This is a genomic window from Plasticicumulans lactativorans, from assembly GCF_004341245.1.
Taxonomy (GTDB): domain Bacteria; phylum Pseudomonadota; class Gammaproteobacteria; order Competibacterales; family Competibacteraceae; genus Plasticicumulans_A; species Plasticicumulans_A lactativorans.
Genome location: NZ_SLWY01000018.1, coordinates 1 through 15,022, shown reverse-complemented (window position 1 = coordinate 15,022; position 15,022 = coordinate 1). Strand labels below are relative to the sequence as shown.

13 protein-coding genes are annotated in these 15,022 nt (G+C 71.4%); 6 read left to right on the top strand and 7 right to left on the bottom strand.

The features are described from left to right. Positions 1–123: 123 nt before the first annotated feature. The 4 genes from dgoD to EV699_RS15635 all read right to left on the bottom strand — a co-directional run bounded on the left by dgoD (position 124) and on the right by EV699_RS15635 (position 3,746). Positions 124–1,272: a galactonate dehydratase gene (gene dgoD / locus EV699_RS15650; RefSeq protein WP_132544473.1), complete on the bottom strand. Its 1,149-nt coding sequence runs from the start codon at positions 1,270–1,272 to the stop codon at positions 124–126. A gap of 85 nt (positions 1,273–1,357) precedes the next feature. Continuing rightward, complete coding sequence (locus EV699_RS15645) at positions 1,358–1,978, bottom strand: 2-dehydro-3-deoxy-6-phosphogalactonate aldolase (protein ID WP_132544471.1); 621 nt, start codon at positions 1,976–1,978, stop codon at positions 1,358–1,360. Then, entirely contained in the window at positions 1,972–2,949 is a 978-nt protein-coding gene (locus EV699_RS15640; RefSeq protein WP_132544469.1) for a 2-dehydro-3-deoxygalactonokinase, read from the bottom strand. Before EV699_RS15640 ends, EV699_RS15645 begins: the two co-directional genes overlap by 7 nt. A gap of 32 nt (positions 2,950–2,981) precedes the next feature. Continuing rightward, the gene (locus EV699_RS15635) at positions 2,982–3,746 is read right to left on the bottom strand and encodes an SDR family NAD(P)-dependent oxidoreductase (protein ID WP_132544467.1); all 765 of its coding nucleotides are present in this window, start codon (positions 3,744–3,746) and stop codon (positions 2,982–2,984) included. Positions 3,747–4,440: 694 nt separating this feature from the next. Between EV699_RS15635 and EV699_RS15630 the strand changes: the two genes are divergently transcribed. Continuing rightward, a complete protein-coding gene (locus EV699_RS15630; RefSeq protein ID WP_243662699.1) occupies positions 4,441–4,701 on the top strand; it encodes a hypothetical protein in 261 nt (86 codons plus the stop codon). Between the two features lie 350 nt (positions 4,702–5,051). On the opposite strand, the gene EV699_RS15625 is transcribed toward EV699_RS15630, so the two are convergent. Genes EV699_RS15625 through EV699_RS15615 form a run of 3 tightly spaced genes read right to left on the bottom strand, consistent with a single transcriptional unit; the run spans position 5,052 to position 7,607 of the window. Further along, positions 5,052–5,951, bottom strand: coding sequence for an aldose 1-epimerase (locus EV699_RS15625; protein ID WP_132544465.1), 900 nt, complete (start codon positions 5,949–5,951; stop codon positions 5,052–5,054). Then, positions 5,948–6,685 (bottom strand): FadR/GntR family transcriptional regulator, encoded by a 738-nt coding sequence (locus EV699_RS15620; RefSeq protein WP_132544463.1) that lies wholly within the window; start codon positions 6,683–6,685, stop codon positions 5,948–5,950. Before EV699_RS15620 ends, EV699_RS15625 begins: the two co-directional genes overlap by 4 nt. 28 nt (positions 6,686–6,713) lie before the next feature. Next, positions 6,714–7,607, bottom strand: a complete 894-nt coding sequence (locus tag EV699_RS15615; protein WP_132544461.1) for an SMP-30/gluconolactonase/LRE family protein — start codon at positions 7,605–7,607, stop codon at positions 6,714–6,716. Positions 7,608–7,891: 284 nt separating this feature from the next. Here EV699_RS15615 and EV699_RS15610 point away from each other — a divergent pair, with 284 nt between their 5' ends. The 5 genes from EV699_RS15610 (at position 7,892) to EV699_RS15590 (ending at position 14,722) form a co-directional block, all read left to right on the top strand. Then, a complete protein-coding gene (locus EV699_RS15610; protein WP_132544459.1) occupies positions 7,892–8,827 on the top strand; it encodes a carbohydrate ABC transporter permease in 936 nt (311 codons plus the stop codon). 8 nt (positions 8,828–8,835) lie between these two features. After that, the gene (locus EV699_RS15605; RefSeq protein ID WP_132544457.1) at positions 8,836–9,735 is read left to right on the top strand and encodes a carbohydrate ABC transporter permease; all 900 of its coding nucleotides are present in this window, start codon (positions 8,836–8,838) and stop codon (positions 9,733–9,735) included. Between the two features lie 101 nt (positions 9,736–9,836). Beyond that, entirely contained in the window at positions 9,837–11,141 is a 1,305-nt protein-coding gene (locus tag EV699_RS15600; protein WP_132544451.1) for an ABC transporter substrate-binding protein, read from the top strand. A gap of 216 nt (positions 11,142–11,357) precedes the next feature. Next, the gene (locus EV699_RS15595) at positions 11,358–12,479 is read left to right on the top strand and encodes an ABC transporter ATP-binding protein (protein ID WP_132544449.1); all 1,122 of its coding nucleotides are present in this window, start codon (positions 11,358–11,360) and stop codon (positions 12,477–12,479) included. A gap of 74 nt (positions 12,480–12,553) precedes the next feature. Further along, entirely contained in the window at positions 12,554–14,722 is a 2,169-nt protein-coding gene (locus EV699_RS15590; protein WP_132544447.1) for an alpha-galactosidase, read from the top strand. Positions 14,723–15,022 lie beyond the last annotated feature (300 nt).

The following is a 15,022-nucleotide window of genomic DNA, read 5'->3' as shown; positions in this document are numbered from 1 at the left end:
GGCGGGCCGGAACGCCGCCGCCCGCGGTGTTCCGGCCCTGCCCCCATCACACCGGCAAACGAAAACGGCAGGGGCGTTTCCGCACCCTGCCGTTCCTTTTGGACGTGCCGGCGCCGGGCCGGATCACCACTCGGCGACGCTGCCGTCGGCGTGGCGCCACACCGGGTTGCGCCAGCGGTGGCCGGCCTTGGCGCGCTCGATCACGTATTCCTCGTTGATCTCGATGCCGAGCCCCGGCCCCTGCGGGATGTCGACGTAGCCGTCGCGGTAGGCGAACACCTCGGGCCTGGCGAGGTAGTCGAGGATGTCGTTGCTCTCGTTGTAGTGGATGCCGAGGCTCTGCTCCTGGATGAAGGCGTTGTAGCTGACGGCGTCGAGCTGCAGGTTGGCGGCCAGCGCGATCGGGCCGAGCGGGCAGTGCAGCGCGACCGCGACGTCGTAGGCCTCGGCCATCGCGGCGATCTTGCGCGTCTCGGTGATGCCGCCGGAGTGCGAGGGGTCGGGCTGGATGATGTCGACGAAGCCGTCGTGCAGCACGCGCTTGAAGTCCCAGCGCGAGTACAGGCGCTCGCCGAGCGCGATCGGGATGCTGGTGTGCTCGCGGATGTCGCGCAGCGCCTCGGCGTTCTCGCTCAGCACCGGCTCCTCGATGAACATCAGGCGATAGGGCTCCAGCGCCTTGGCGAGGATCTTCGCCATCGGCTTGTGCACGCGGCCGTGGAAGTCCACGCCGATGCCGATGTCGGGCCCGACCGCCTCGCGCACCGCGGCGACGTTGGCGACCGCGGCGTCGATCTTGGCGTAGGAGTCGACGAACTGCAGTTCCTCGGTGCCGTTCATCTTCACCGCGGTGAAGCCGCGCGCCACCACCTCCTGCGCCGCGTGCGCGGTGTCGGCCGGTCGGTCGCCGCCGATCCACGAGTACACGCGGATGCGCTCACGCACCTGGCCGCCGAGCAGCGCGTGCACCGGCACGCCGAGCGCCTTGCCCTTGATGTCCCACAGCGCCTGGTCGATGCCGGCGAGCGCGCTCATGTGGATCGGGCCGCCGCGGTAGAAGCCGGCGCGGTAGAGCACGCTCCAGTGATCCTCGACCAGGCGCGGGTCCTTGCCGACGAGGTAGTCGCCGAGTTCGGCGACCGCCGCCGCCACCGATTCGGCGCGGCCTTCGACGATCGGCTCGCCCCAGCCGACGATGCCCTCGTCGGTCTCGATCTTCAGGAACAGCCAGCGTGGCGGGACGGTGTAGGTGGTGAGTCGGGTGATCTTCATCGGTACCTCCTGAGGCGGTCATCAACGGGCCCCGCACGGCGCGGGAGCAACGGGCGGAACGGGATCGGTGGCGGTGCGCGACGGTTCAGCGCAGGCCGCGCCAGGCGTCGGCGAAGGCACGGGCCTGCGCGCCGACCTCGGCGGGGCTCTGCCCCGGGCGGTACAGCGCCGAGCCCAGGCCGAAGCCGTTCGCGCCGGCGGCGAGCCACGGCGCCATGTTGTCCGGGGTGATGCCGCCGACCGGCAGGCACGGCACGCCCGCCGGCAGCACCGCGCGCCACGCCTTCAGCACCGCGGGGCCGAGCTGCTCGGCGGGGAACAGCTTGAGCGCGTCGGCGCCGGCGGCGAGCGCGGCGAAGGCCTCGGTGGGCGTCGCCACGCCGGGCGCGCAGGCAAGGCCGGCGGCCCTGGCGGCACGGATCACCGCGGGGTCGGCGTGCGGCATCACGATTAGCCGGCCGCCGGCGGCGGCCACCTCGGCGACCGCCTCGACACTCAGCACCGTGCCCGCACCGATCAGCACGGTGGCGCCGAAGGCCCGGGCCAGGCGGCGGATGCTCTCGCAGGCGTCGGGCGAGTTCAGCGGCACCTCGATGATCCGGAAGCCGGCATCGACCAGCGCCTGGCCGACCGGCAGCGCCTCGTCGGGGGTGAGGCCGCGCAGGATCGCGACCAGCGGCAGGGGGGACAGGTAGTCGTTCAGCATTGCGCAGGCTCCGCGGCAGGGGTGTCGGTGACCAGCCCGGCGGCGACGGCGATGCGCCACAGCCCGGCGGGTGCGGTGTTGTCGAGGCTGCGCGCGTCGGTGACGCCGAACAGCGCCAGCGCCCGCAGGTAGCGTTCACACAGAGCCGGGTCGCCGATCAGCACCGGCGCCGGGGTGGCGGCACCGGCGAGCGCGCAGCGCAGCTCCTCGCCGATCAGCAGGCCGGACAGGTAATCGAGGCTGTGCGCCGCATCGAGCGCCCCGCGCAGCACCAGCGTGCGGGCCGAGAACAGGAGCGGAAACAGGCCGTCGGCAGCGTCGCGGACGGTGGCGACGCCGCGCGCGAACGCCGCCGCGTCGCCCGTGGCGCCGGCCTCGCGCGCCGGGCGGCCGAGGATCGAGTGCGCGCGCAGCACGGCGAACAGCTCGCCGGTCATGTAGGTGGCGAAGCGCTCGATGCGCCCGTCACGCACCGTCACCCACTTCGAGTGCGTGCCCGGCAGCACCAGGCGCGCGTTCGCCGCGAGCGCCGGCTCCACGGCCAGCGCGCCGAGGATCTGGGTCTCCTCGCCGCGCATCACATCGGGCAGTGCGGCCTCGACGCGCAGCCCCGGCACGATGTGCAGGCGGCCGCCGCAGCCGGTGTCGACCTCGATCAGGCCGGTGCCGAGCGCGCCGGCGTCGGCCGGGCACACCTGGTACGGCGCCTCGCGCCAGCCCTGGGCGCTGCCGATCATGCCGGCGGCGAGCGCCGGCAGCCCCGGCGCGGCAGTGCGCCAGGCGGCAGTCAGCCGCGCGTAGACGCCGGCGAAGTCGCCTTCCGGCACCTGCTGGACGCCGAGCGGCGCGGCGCAGGTGTCGAGCACCGCACCGCCGCCGCCGAGCAGCCAGGCGCGCAGCGAGGACGTGCCCCAGTCCAGCGCGATCAGGCGCGCATCCGCGCCGAAGGTGTTCGTATCGTTTGCGTTCATGGCCTCTCCTCTCCCCGTCTGCCCGCGCCCGCTCAGCTCCAGCCGCCGTCGACGACGACGTCCTGCGCGGTGACCATGCGGCTGTCGTCGGCGGCGAGGAACAGCGCCATCGCGGTGATGTCGGCCGGCGCGAGGCGGTCGGGCAGGCACTGGTTCTCGACGATCGCGCGCTCGCCGTCCGCATCGAGCCACAGGCGGACCTGCTTCTCGGTCATCACCCAGCCCGGCGCGAGGTGGTTGATGCGGATGCGGTCGCGGCCGAGTTCGCGGGCGAGGCTGCGGGTGAGGCCGGCGGCGGCCGACTTCAGCGTGGCGTACACCGGGTAGCCCTCGTTCTTGGTCATCCAGCTGATCGAGCCGACGTTGACCACCGCGCCGCCGCCGAGCCGGCGCATGCCCTCGCGCACCGCCTGGATCGCGAACAGGTGCGGGCGCAGGTTGACCGCGACCATCGCATCGAAGAACGCCGGCTCGACCTCGGCGAGCGCCCGGCGCTGGTCGTTGGCGACGTTGTTGATCAGCACGCCGATGTCGCCGAAGTGCGCCGCGGCAGCCTCGATGCCCGCACGCAGCGCGGCGATGTCGGTGACGTCGCAGCGCTGGAACAGCGGCCGGTGCGCCACCTCGCCGAGCCCGTCGAGCAGCGCCGCGGCGCCCTCGGCATCGACGTCGATGAAGGCGACCTTCGCCCCCTGGCGGGCGAACCCCGCCACCAGGTCGGCGCCGATGCCGGTGGCGCCCCCGGTGATGAACACGACCCTGTCGCGCAGGCTCGGATAGGTTGCAGCGGTACTCATCGCTCGCGCTCCTCGGTGGATCTTTCTGAGTCAGTGGTGATGCGGGGCGGCAGCGCTTTCCGGCACGCCCCGACGATTTATGGCAGCTCGCGCCGCGACGGCACGCGGGCGTCATGCGCCTTGCGCTCGCCCGGCGTGCCACGACGGTCACTCCTTCCAAGCCCGCGAGGCCACGATCCCGCCTCCCGTGATAGTGGGAAGATGTTAAGTAATATTTTTATATATGACAAATCATATTTTATTGACAGGAATGCACATCCACGGACTCCCCTGCAGCCCTTCTGCCCGCAGCGGCAGGCGAGGCGCATGCATGACAGGCACGCATGGCCGTCGAAATCCTCGATGGTGAAGGGGCTGATCGTCAGCTGGCCGACCCGCGGCGACGACGGCGGCGCGATGCACACCCTGGGCGTCGCACTGCCGGAGCCGATCGGACACCGCCGCCGGGCATCGCGATCCCCCGCCTCCGCGCCACCCGAGGCGGGCGCGCGCTCCCGGCGGGCGTCGCCACGGATTTCCTGCTGATCCGCGCTACTCTCTGCGCGGTTACGCTCGTCAGCGGGCGTAACGAGGCCGTACGCCCACCGCCACCGTGCGGCGCGGCCACGGCCGGCAGGGATCGGCTCCCGTTCCAGGATTCCCGACCAACATCCGGGCTGCGGACGACGCGGCCCCTCCCCTCGAGGAGACCAGCATGCGAACAGATTTGATGCGCAAGGGGGCCGCCGTGGTGGCCGCCGCCCTGATGGCGCTGAGCGTCGGCTCCGCGTACGCGCAGACCCAAGGCATGGAGCGGCGGGACGATCGCCGTGACGACCGCGCCGGGGCGCGGGCCACGAAGCAGGCCTGCAAGGCGGGCGACGAGAAGAGCCGGCCGGAGTGCCGCCAGATGAAGCGCGAGGTCAAGCAACAGGGGCGGCAGGACGGCGGCGCGGACACCCCCTCCGGACAGTGAAATCCCGGGGGCCGCATCCGGGCGGGACCTTGCCCCCGAAGCCCACCGCAGCACCCGGACGGTCGATCGCGCGCCACGGACCTGCTCGACCGTCTCGCGGCCGCAATCCGCGAGCGCCACACCGGCGCTCCCTCCGACGACACCGGCGCCCATGCCGGCGCCAGCCCCCGTACCGCCCGTCCGCCCGCGGCCCCGAACGCAAACCCCCGTCGCGCGCCTCCTGGAGCACGCCATGCCCGTCGGGCGGCGCTTCGGTGCGCGGCAGCCGACTTCGCTACAGGGCGAGGTCGATCGCTTGCCGCAGGGCCTCGGCCCGCATGTCGCGTCGGTTTCGAGGGCGGCGTGCCGCCTCAGGCGGGCACGCCGACGCGGTAGCGGACTTCGCCGTGGAGGCTCGCGCCCGGCGCCAGCGCGACGAGGCCGGGCAGGCCGGGGCGGTGGTGGGCGTCGGTCAGGTGGCTGACCGGTTCGAAGCAGAAGAACGGGGCGTCGGCGTCCGGCTGGTAGAGGTGGCAGCCACCGAAGGCGGCGCTCGCGTCGATGTCCAGCGTGACGCCGTCCGCGGGCCAGCGGATGCGCGCCTGCCCGCTCCAGCCCTCGCAGGGCGTGTCGACCGGGCGCGCCGGCAGGGCGCGCGGGGCGTGGAAGTCGAGGTCGCCGAGCGCGGGCGCCGGCTCGACGGGGATGCCGTCGGGGCGCACCTGCCACCAGCGCGTGAACGGCGCCTGCAGCTCGACGCCGCCGAAGCGCGCGAAGTGCGGGTGCAGGCCGAAGCCGAACGGCAGCGCGTGCTCGCCGTCGTTGTGCAGCGTCAGCGCCACGGTGTGGCCGTTATCGTCGAGCCGCAGCAGTTGCTCGATGCGGTAGCGGTAGGGGCTTGCCGGGTCGGCGACGCGCACCTGCAGGCGTGCCTCGTCCGCGGCGTGCTGCAGCACCTCCCAGTTGCGCAGCCAGACGTCGCCGTGGATCACGTGCGGGCTCAGCGCGGTGTTCGGCGCGAGTTGCCAGCGGCGGCCGTCGAAGTCGAAGGCGCTGCCGTCGATGCGGTTGCAGAACGGCGCCATCACGTAGCTCGCCGCGCCGATGGCGCGCTGCACCGGATCGGGCGCGTCGACCACCGCGAGGCCCGGCCGGAACAGCGGCCGCTCGCCGGCCGCGGTGGTCAGCCCGAAGGCGAGCGTGAGCCCGCCCGCGGGCGTGAAGGCGAGGCGCAGGCGCCCGGCCCGCAGCCGCAGGACCGCAATGCTCATGGCTGCGCCCCGCGGGCGGCGCCGAGGTCGTTCGAAGTGCGGTTCAGCAGCGACTCCGACGCCGCGCGGGCGGCCACCGGGTCGCGCATACGGATCGCCTCGACGATCTGGCCGTGCTGCTTGAGCGCCACGTCGTGCGCGCTGCCGTGATGCAGCGTGAGTTCGAACAGCACGTGCAGCGCGGCGCGGATGGCGCCGGCGAGGTGCATGAACACGTGGTTGTGGCTCGCCGCGAGCAGCGCGGTATGGAAGGCGAGGTCGGCGTCGCACCAGGCGGCCTCGTCGCGGCCGAGGCTGTCGCACATGCGCAGGTAGGCGTCCTCGAGGGTGGCGAGGTCCTGCGCGGTGGCGTTGCGCGCGGCCATCTCGGCCGCGGCGGGTTCGAGGATGCCGCGCGCCTCCATCAGCGAATTGACGAACTCCGGGCTGAACAGGCGCCCTTCGGCCCATGCCAGCAGGCCGGGATCGAGCATGTTCCACTCACTTTCGGGCTGGACCTGGGTACCGATGCGCATGCGCGTCTTCAGCAGGCCCTTGGATTCGAGCACCTTGAACGCTTCGCGCGTGACGGTGCGGCTGACGCCGTAGTGCTCGCACAGCTCGGCTTCGACCAGCGTGGTGCCGGGTGCGAGCTCGCCACCCAGGATGCGCTGGGCGAGGCTGACGACCAGTTCGCGGTGCACGCGCGGCTTGCGCCGCGGCGGCGTGGTCGGGGTGGCGACGGGTTGGTTCATCTGCAGTCTCCGGAACGCTCGGCGAGCGTCATGGCAGGGGATCGGGGCCGGCGAAGCCGTGGCCCGGCAGGCCGGGCACGTCGACGTCGAGCGCGAGCAGGGCGCCGTCGACCGGCGCCGCCTGCGCCAGGCCGATGCGGGCGCTGGTGATGTAGAGCGTACGCAGTTCCGGCCCGCCGAACACGCAACTGCTGGGCTGGCGCACCGGCAGCGGCACCTCGCGCTCCACGCGGCCGTCGGGGCGGTAGCGGATCAGCCGCCCGGCGCCCCAGCGCGCGTTCCACAGGCAGCCCTCGGCGTCCACCGCCGAGCCGTCGGGCTCGCCCGGCCCGCCGTCGACGAAGGGGCGCCGGTCGCTGAGCGCGCCGCGCTCGACGTCGAAGGTCCAGGCATCGATGCGGTTGGCGAGGCTGTCGGCGAAGTACAGCGTGCGCCCGTCCGGGCTCCAGGCGAGCGTGTTGCCGATGCCGACGCCGCTCACCCAGTTCTGCGCGAGCCCGCCACCGTCGAGCGAGTGCAGCGCGCCGCTCGCGCACGTCACCGGGATGCCCTCGCCGTCCGGCCCCAGGTTGTTCTGCATCGTCGCCACCCACAGCCGGCCGTGGGCATCGCAGCGCGCCTCGTTGGCGCGATTGCCGAGTTCGGGCGACTCCAGCGCACGCCAGCGCACCAGCGCGCCGCTCGACGGATCGAGCAGCGCGGTGCCCGACGCCAGCGTCAGCAGCAGGCGGCCGTCGCGGCACGGGATGGCCGCCGAGACCGGTTCGGGCGTGCGCCACCGGCGCGGCTGCGCCTCGCCCTCGCGCCAGGCCAGCACCAGGCGGCCGGCGATGTCGACCCAGTAGAGCGTGGAGGTCGCGGCGTCCCAGTGCGGGGCTTCGCCGAGGAGCCAGGGGCCGTCATGGATCACGCGCAAGGACATGGTGGGGTCTCCGGAGGTGGTTGCACTGCGTGGGTGTCGTGCACCCATTATATCGTATTTCTAAATTTGACAAATATGATTTTATAAATAACACTTCATACACCTGCTCGACACCACGGCCCACGACACGACGGGCCGATACGGGCGGGCGAACCTGCCCAGACGCTTCACCCACGTCCGCAGACGGTCGTCCGGCAGCCGGTATTCCATCGGGAAATGACAACGTTTACCCCGTCATGCCCGGTCGACACCGCCGGCACCGCCACGTTGGAGGAGAAGAGAACATGAACGACAAACTGCAGGCCCGCGAGCGCAGGGCCGGCCCGATCCCTTGGCAGGCGGCGCTGCCGCGCCCGGGCAAGGACACGCTGGTCGCCTGGGGCATGGTGCTGCCGGCGCTGATCGGCTTCGCGATCTTCTACGCCTACCCGCTGCTGCAGGCGGTGCGCACGAGCTTCACCGACTGGAACCTGCTGAGCGCGCCGGGCTGGGTCGGCTGGAGCAACTACGTCGAGCTGTGGCAGGACGACAAGTTCTGGCACGCGCTGAAGATCACTGCCTACTACGTGCTGCTGAACATCCCGCTGCAGACCGCGCTCGGCCTGTTCCTGGCCGCGGCGATGGACCGGCTGCTGCGCTCGGTGGCACTGCGCGCGGTGGTGCTGTTCCCCTACCTGCTGTCGAACGTGCTGGTGGCGATGATCTGGCTGTGGCAGCTCGATCCGACCCTCGGCTGGGTCAACCACGCGCTCGACGCCGTGGGGCTGTCGTCGCACGCCTACTTCAGCGATCCCGACGAGTCGCTGCTGACCATCGCCGGCGTCAACATCTGGCGGCACATGGGCCTGGTGGCGCTCTTGTTCCTCGCCGGCATGCAGTCGATCCCGCGCGATCTGTACGAGGCCGCGGCGATCGACGGCGCCAGCGAGTGGCAGATGTTCCGCCGGATCACGCTGCCGCTGCTGCGCCCGGTGATGGTGTTCGTGCTGGTCACCAGCGTCACCGGCTCGCTGCAGATCTTCGACACGGTCGCGGTGGCGACCGCCGGCGGCCCGGCCGAATCGACCCGGGTGCTCGTTTACTACATCTACGAGAACGCCTTCAGCTACTACCGCATGGGCTACGCCTCGGCGCTGTCCGTCGTGCTCTGCCTGATCATGGTGCTCTACACCTTCGTGCAGATGCGCCTCCTGAACGCCAACCAGTCCGATCTCGCGTGAGGTGCATCATGAGCAACCGTCCGCTGTACACCCGCGCCCTGACGCCGGGTCGCGTGCTCGCCTGGGGCGTGCTGATGCTGGTGCTGGTCGTCACGCTGTTGCCGATCGCCACCGTGCTGCGCACCGCGCTGACCCCCTCGACCGAGCTCTACGCCCACAGCGGCTCGCTGCTGGCGGGAGGCTGGACGCTCGACAACTTCGCCCGCGTGCTCGGCCTGCTCGACGAGGCCACCAACGCCGCGCTCGGCGGCTCGGGCGCCAACATCGACGTGCTGCACGCGCTGTTCAACTCGGCGCTGTTCACGGTGGCGGTGGTGATCGGCCAGGTGCTGTTCAGCGCGATGGCCGCCTACGCCTTCGCCCGGCTGCGCTTTCGCGGCAGCCAGGTGGTGTTCGGGCTGTTCGTCGCCTCGATGATGGTGCCCGGCATCGTGCTGTTCATCCCCAACTTCGTGCTGGTGAAGGATATCGGCTGGCTCAACACCTACGCCGGCCTGGTGGCGCCGTTCCTGCTGTTCTCGGCCTTCGGGATCTTCTTCCTGCGCCAGTTCTTCCTGTCGATCCCGAAGGACCTGGAGGAAGCCGCGCTGCTCGACGGTGCCTCGCGCCTCTACATCTTCTTCCGCATCGTGCTGCCGCTCAGCAAGACCCCGATCGCGACGCTGTCGATCCTCTGCGGCATCGCCGCGTGGAACGAGTTCTTCTGGCCCTTCCTGGTCGCCAAGGACGAGGACATGCAGGTGCTCACCGTCGCGCTGCAAAGCTTCAAGTCGAGCACGCCGCAGGGCGCGCCGGACTGGACCGGGCTGATGGCCGCCACCTTCCTGTCGATCCTGCCCACCGCGGCGCTGCTGATCAGCATGGCGCGCCGGGTGGTCGAGTCCGTCGCCTTCAGCGGCGGGAAGTGATCCGTATCCGTACCCCGCGGGCGCCCTGCGCGCCCGCCCCGAACAAAGGCGGCGCGTACGCGGGCCGCCAACCCCAGGCAGTTGCACCCGTGAAGACCATCATGAAGAAGCAGCACATCGCCCTCGCCCTCCTCCTCGCCGGCGCCAGCGGCGCGAGCCACGCCGCCGAGGAGATCCGCTACCTGCTGTGGGACGCGGCGCAGAAGCCCGCCTACCAGGCCTGCGCCGCGGCGTTCGAGCAGGCCAACCCGGACCTCAAGGTCAAGGTCGTCCAGAAGGGCTGGGGCGACTACTGGACCGAGCTCACCACCGGCTTCATCGCCGGCACCGCGCCCGACGTGTTCACCAACCACCTGTCGCGCTACCCCGAGTTCGTCGCCAACGGCCAGTTGCTCGACCTCGCGCCGCTGATCGCCCGCGACAAGCTGGCGACCAACGTCTACTACCCGGGCCTGTACGAGGCCTGGAGCCGCGGCGACCAGCAGTACGGCCTGCCGAAGGACTGGGACACCATCGCGCTCGTCTACAACAAGGCGATGCTGAAGGACGCCGGCGTCACCCCCGAGGAGCTGCGCGAGCTGAACTGGAACCCGCGGGACGGCGGCAGCTTCGGCACGATGATCGCCCGCCTCAGCCGCGACGAGGCCGGCCACGACGGCCTGAGCCCCGACTTCGACCCGAAGAAGGTCAAGGTGCGCGGCTTCCAGACCAGCGGCGCCGGCGGCATGTCGGGACAGACCGAGTGGAGCCACTTCGCCGTCTCCAACGGCTTCCGCTACTACGACGGCCCGTGGAGCAAGCACTTCAACTACGCCGACCCGAAGCTCGCCGAAACCCTGACCTGGCTCGCCGATCTGTCGAAGAAAGGCTACTCGGCGCCGCTTTCCGACGTGAGCAAGCTCGGCGCCAGCGCGCTGTTCGCCGCCGGCAAGGTGGCGATGGTGCCGGACGGCGCGTGGATGGTGGGCTGGTACAAGGACAACGCGCGCTTCGAGGTCGGCTACACGCTGCTGCCGGCCGGCCCGCAGGGCCGCGCGACGATGTTCAACGGCCTGGCGGACTCGATCTGGAGCGGCAGCAAGCACAAGGAAGCCGCCTGGAAGTGGGTCAGGTTCCTCGGTTCGAGCGACTGCCAGTCGATCGTCGCCAGGTCCGGCGTGGTGTTCCCGGCGATCCGCGACCTCACCGAGACGACGCTGGAAGCGCGGCGCGCGAAGGGCATCGACGCCAGTGCCTTCGTCGAGATGACCCAGGCCAAGACCTTCCTGCCGCCGATCGCCGACCGCGCCTCGCAGATCAACACGGTCGTCCTCAGCGCGATCGAGAACGTCCTGCTCGGCAAGGCCGAGGCGCAGCCCGCACTGAGCGCGGCGAACGCCAAGGTCAATGAGATCGCCGCGAAGTGACGTGATGGCGCTGCGGGCGTGCGGCCGGGAGCCTGCCGCACGCCCGCCCGGCGGCGGTTTTGTGGAGGCAAGCCTCTGATTTCCTGAAAAAAGGCTTGCATCACAACAAATATGATTTATTATATATACAAGTGCTACTTAAGCGATCGCGCGCAACGCCTGCCACCCCTCGCAGCGAGCCGCAGACCCCGCCCCCCACCAGAGGAGATCCGCCCCGTGTCCGACGTCGTCCTGCGCCAGGTGAGAAAGGCTTACGGCAGCATCGAAACCATCCACGGCATCGACCTGGCCGTCGAAAGCGGCGAGTTCGTCGTCTTCGTCGGCCCCTCGGGCTGCGGCAAGTCCACGCTGCTGCGCATGATCGCGGGCCTCGAGGACATCACCTCGGGCGAACTGGAGATCGCCGGCGTGCGCGCCGACACGCTGCCGCCGGCGCGGCGCCAGGTGGCGATGGTGTTCCAGTCCTATGCGCTGTACCCGCACCTGACAGTGTTCGAGAACATGGCCTTTGGTCTGACCCTGGCCGGCGAAAGCAGGGACGTGATTCGCGACCGCGTCAGCCGCGCCGCGCAGGTGCTGCAGCTCAGCCACCTGCTCGAGCGCAAGCCCAAGGCGCTGTCGGGCGGCCAGCGCCAGCGCGTGGCGATCGGCCGCGCGATCGTACGCAAACCGGCGGTGTTCCTGTTCGACGAGCCGCTGTCGAACCTCGACGCCTCGCTGCGCGTGCAGATGCGCATCGAGATCGCCCGCCTGCACGCCGAGATGCAGGCGACGATGATCTACGTCACCCACGACCAGGTCGAGGCGATGACGCTCGCCGACAAGATCGTCGTGCTCAACAAGGGCGGCATCGAACAGGTGGGCTCGCCGCTCGATCTGTACCACCACCCGCGCAACCTGTTCGTCGCGGGCTTCATCGGCTCGCCGAAGATGAACTTCCTCGAAGGCGTGCTGCAGGGCACGAGCGGTGAGCTCGCCACGGTCACGCTGGCCGACGGCACGCCGCTGCAGCTGGCGATCGATACCGGCAGCACCGCCCCGGGCACGCGCGTGACCGTCGGCGTGCGCCCCGAGCACTTCGTCGCCGTCGCCAGCGGCGGCCTGGCCGGCCGGGTGCTGGTCGTCGAGCACCTCGGCGACGCCACCTTCGCCTACGTCGACGTCCCCGGCCGCGCGCAGGAGGAACTGCTGATCGTGCGCCTGCCGGCAAACAGCAGGACGCGCATCGGCGACACGCTGCACCTCGACGTACCGGTGTACGGCGGTCACCTGTTCGACACCGACGGCCACGCCTTGCGCCGCCTCGTCACCGAGGACACGGACCGCGCCGCCGCCTGAACGCCACGGCACCGCCCGCCCGCGGGCGGGCGCAAGCCCCCGACATCGCACCACGACAAACGACCACCGCCACCATGACGACCGCGAACCTGCCCGACACGCCCGCCGAATTCATCGTCCTGCACAGCCGCAACAGTTCGCTGGTGCTGGAGGCGCACGCCGACGAGGCGCCGATCTGGCGCTACTGGGGCCCGCGCCTGCCCGACGGCGCCAGCCCCGGCGTGCCGCTGCGCGACACGCGCCCGCTGCCCAGCTTCAACCTCGACTTCGACCAGCCGCTGACGCTGGTGCCGACCTTCGGCGTCGGCTGGTTCGGCCAGAGCGCGCTGCTCGCCCACCGCGCCGGCCGTGACTTCGCCCAGGCGGTCACGCGCTGCGAGGTCGAGTGGCTGGCACCCGCGCGCGCCGTCGTGCTGCACCTCACCGACGCGGTGGCGGCGCTGCGCCTCGACGTCACGCTCAGGCTCGACGAGGCGAGCGACGTACTCGTCGCCAGCACCCGCCTCACCAACCTCGGCGACGACGCGCTCGACGTGCAGTGGCTCGCCGCCGCCACGCTGCCGCTGCCCGGCCAGTGCGATACGGTGCGCTCCTACGCCGGCCAGCACGTGCACGAGTTCCTGCTGCAGACCGACCGCCTGTCGCGCAGCCTGTGGCGGCGCGAAAGCCGGCGCGGGCGCACCTCGCACGACTGCTTCCCCGGCGCGGTGGTCACCACCCCCGGTGCCACCGATGACGCCGGGCTGGTCTACGGCGCGCACCTCGCCTGGTCGGGCAATCACCAGCAGACCATCGAATGGCTGCACGACGGCCAGTACCAGTGGCAGCTCGGCGAGTGGCTGGCACCGGGCGAAGGGCGCCTCGCCCCCGGCGCCAGCCTGCAGACCCCGGAGGTCGTGGCGACGCTGTCGAGCGCCGGCCTCAACGGCCTCGCCGCCAACTTCCACGCCGAACTGCGCGCGCGCCTCGACTGGCCGGGCGGCGCGATGCGCCCGCGCCCGGTTCACCTGAACACCTGGGAGGGCTTCTACTTCGACGTCCACCCCGAGCCGGTCAAGGCGCTGGCGACGGCCGCCGCCGCGGTCGGTGTCGAGCGCTTCGTGCTCGACGACGGCTGGTTCCACGGCCGCCACCACGACCGCGCCGCGCTCGGTGACTGGTGGCCCGACGAGACCAAGTTCCCCGTCGGCCTCGGCGACCTGATCACCCACGTCAACGACCTGGGCATGGAGTTCGGCCTGTGGGTCGAGCCGGAGATGATCAACCCCGACAGCGATCTGTACCGCGCCCATCCCGACTGGGCACTGCAGCTCGAAGGCCGGCCGCTGATCACCGCGCGCAACCAGCTGGTGCTCGACATCGCCCGCCCCGAAGCCGCGGACTACCTGTTCGACAAGATCGACGCGCTGCTCTCGGCGCACCCGATCCGCTACCTGAAGTGGGACCACAATCGCGACCTGACCACCGCCGGCCTGGCCAGCGGCCTGCCCGGCTACCGCGCCCAGGTGCACGCGGTCTACGCGCTGATGGCGCGGCTGCGCGCGGCGCACCCCGAGGTCGAGATCGAGAGCTGCTCGGGCGGCGGCGGGCGCATCGACTTCGCGGTGCTGCGCCACACCCACCGCGTGTGGACCAGCGACTGCATCGACGCGCTGTCGCGGGTCGACATCCAGCGCGGCTTCCTGCAGTTCTTCCCGCCCGAGATCATGGGCGCACACGTCGGCACCGCGCCGGCGCACACCACCGGGCGCACGCAGTCGATGGCGTTCCGCTGCGCGGTCGCGCTGCCCGGGCACCTCGGCGTCGAGCTCGACGCCCGCCACCTGAGCGACGCCGACACCCGCGAACTGCGCGGCTGGATCCAGCTCTACAAGGACCTGCGCGAGCGCCTGCACGGTGGCCGGGTGTGGCAGGGCGAGACCGCCGACGGCGTGGTCTGGCAGGCGCACGGCGATGCGGCCGACGAGCTGCTGCTGCTCGCCTACCGCGTGCGCCCGAGCACCCACCGCTACACGCCGGCACTGCGCCTGCCGATGCTCGACGCCACCGCGCGCTACCACGTGCAGGAGATCGCGCAGCCCGCAGGGCCCGAAGGCGTGTGGTACCACACCGCCATCCCCCACTTCGTCGAGCTGCGCCGGGAAGGGCGCGCCTGCGACGGTGCCTGGCTGGCGCAGGCCGGCCTGCCGCTGCCGCGCGAGCTGGCCGAAACGGCCTACATCGTGCGCCTGCGTCGCGTCTGAGGCGCACCGCCGCGGCCCCGGCGCGGGCCGCGGCGGGCGGCGGTGCATCGATCCCGTGGCGGGCCGCTCGTGCGTGCCTGCGCACGCGATCGCATGACAACGTTGTCTGACGGTTTTTCCACCACCCGACCGCACCCCCGGGGTGCCACGAGCCAACCAGAGAGGATGCCAACCATGAAATCCGCCCTTCGCAACCGCACCCTGATCGCCGTCGCGCTGGCCGCGTCGGCCGGTGCCGCGCACGCCGAGACCACGCTGTTCGGCCGCGCCGGCGCTGCCGTCGTCAACCGCCAGCCCGTG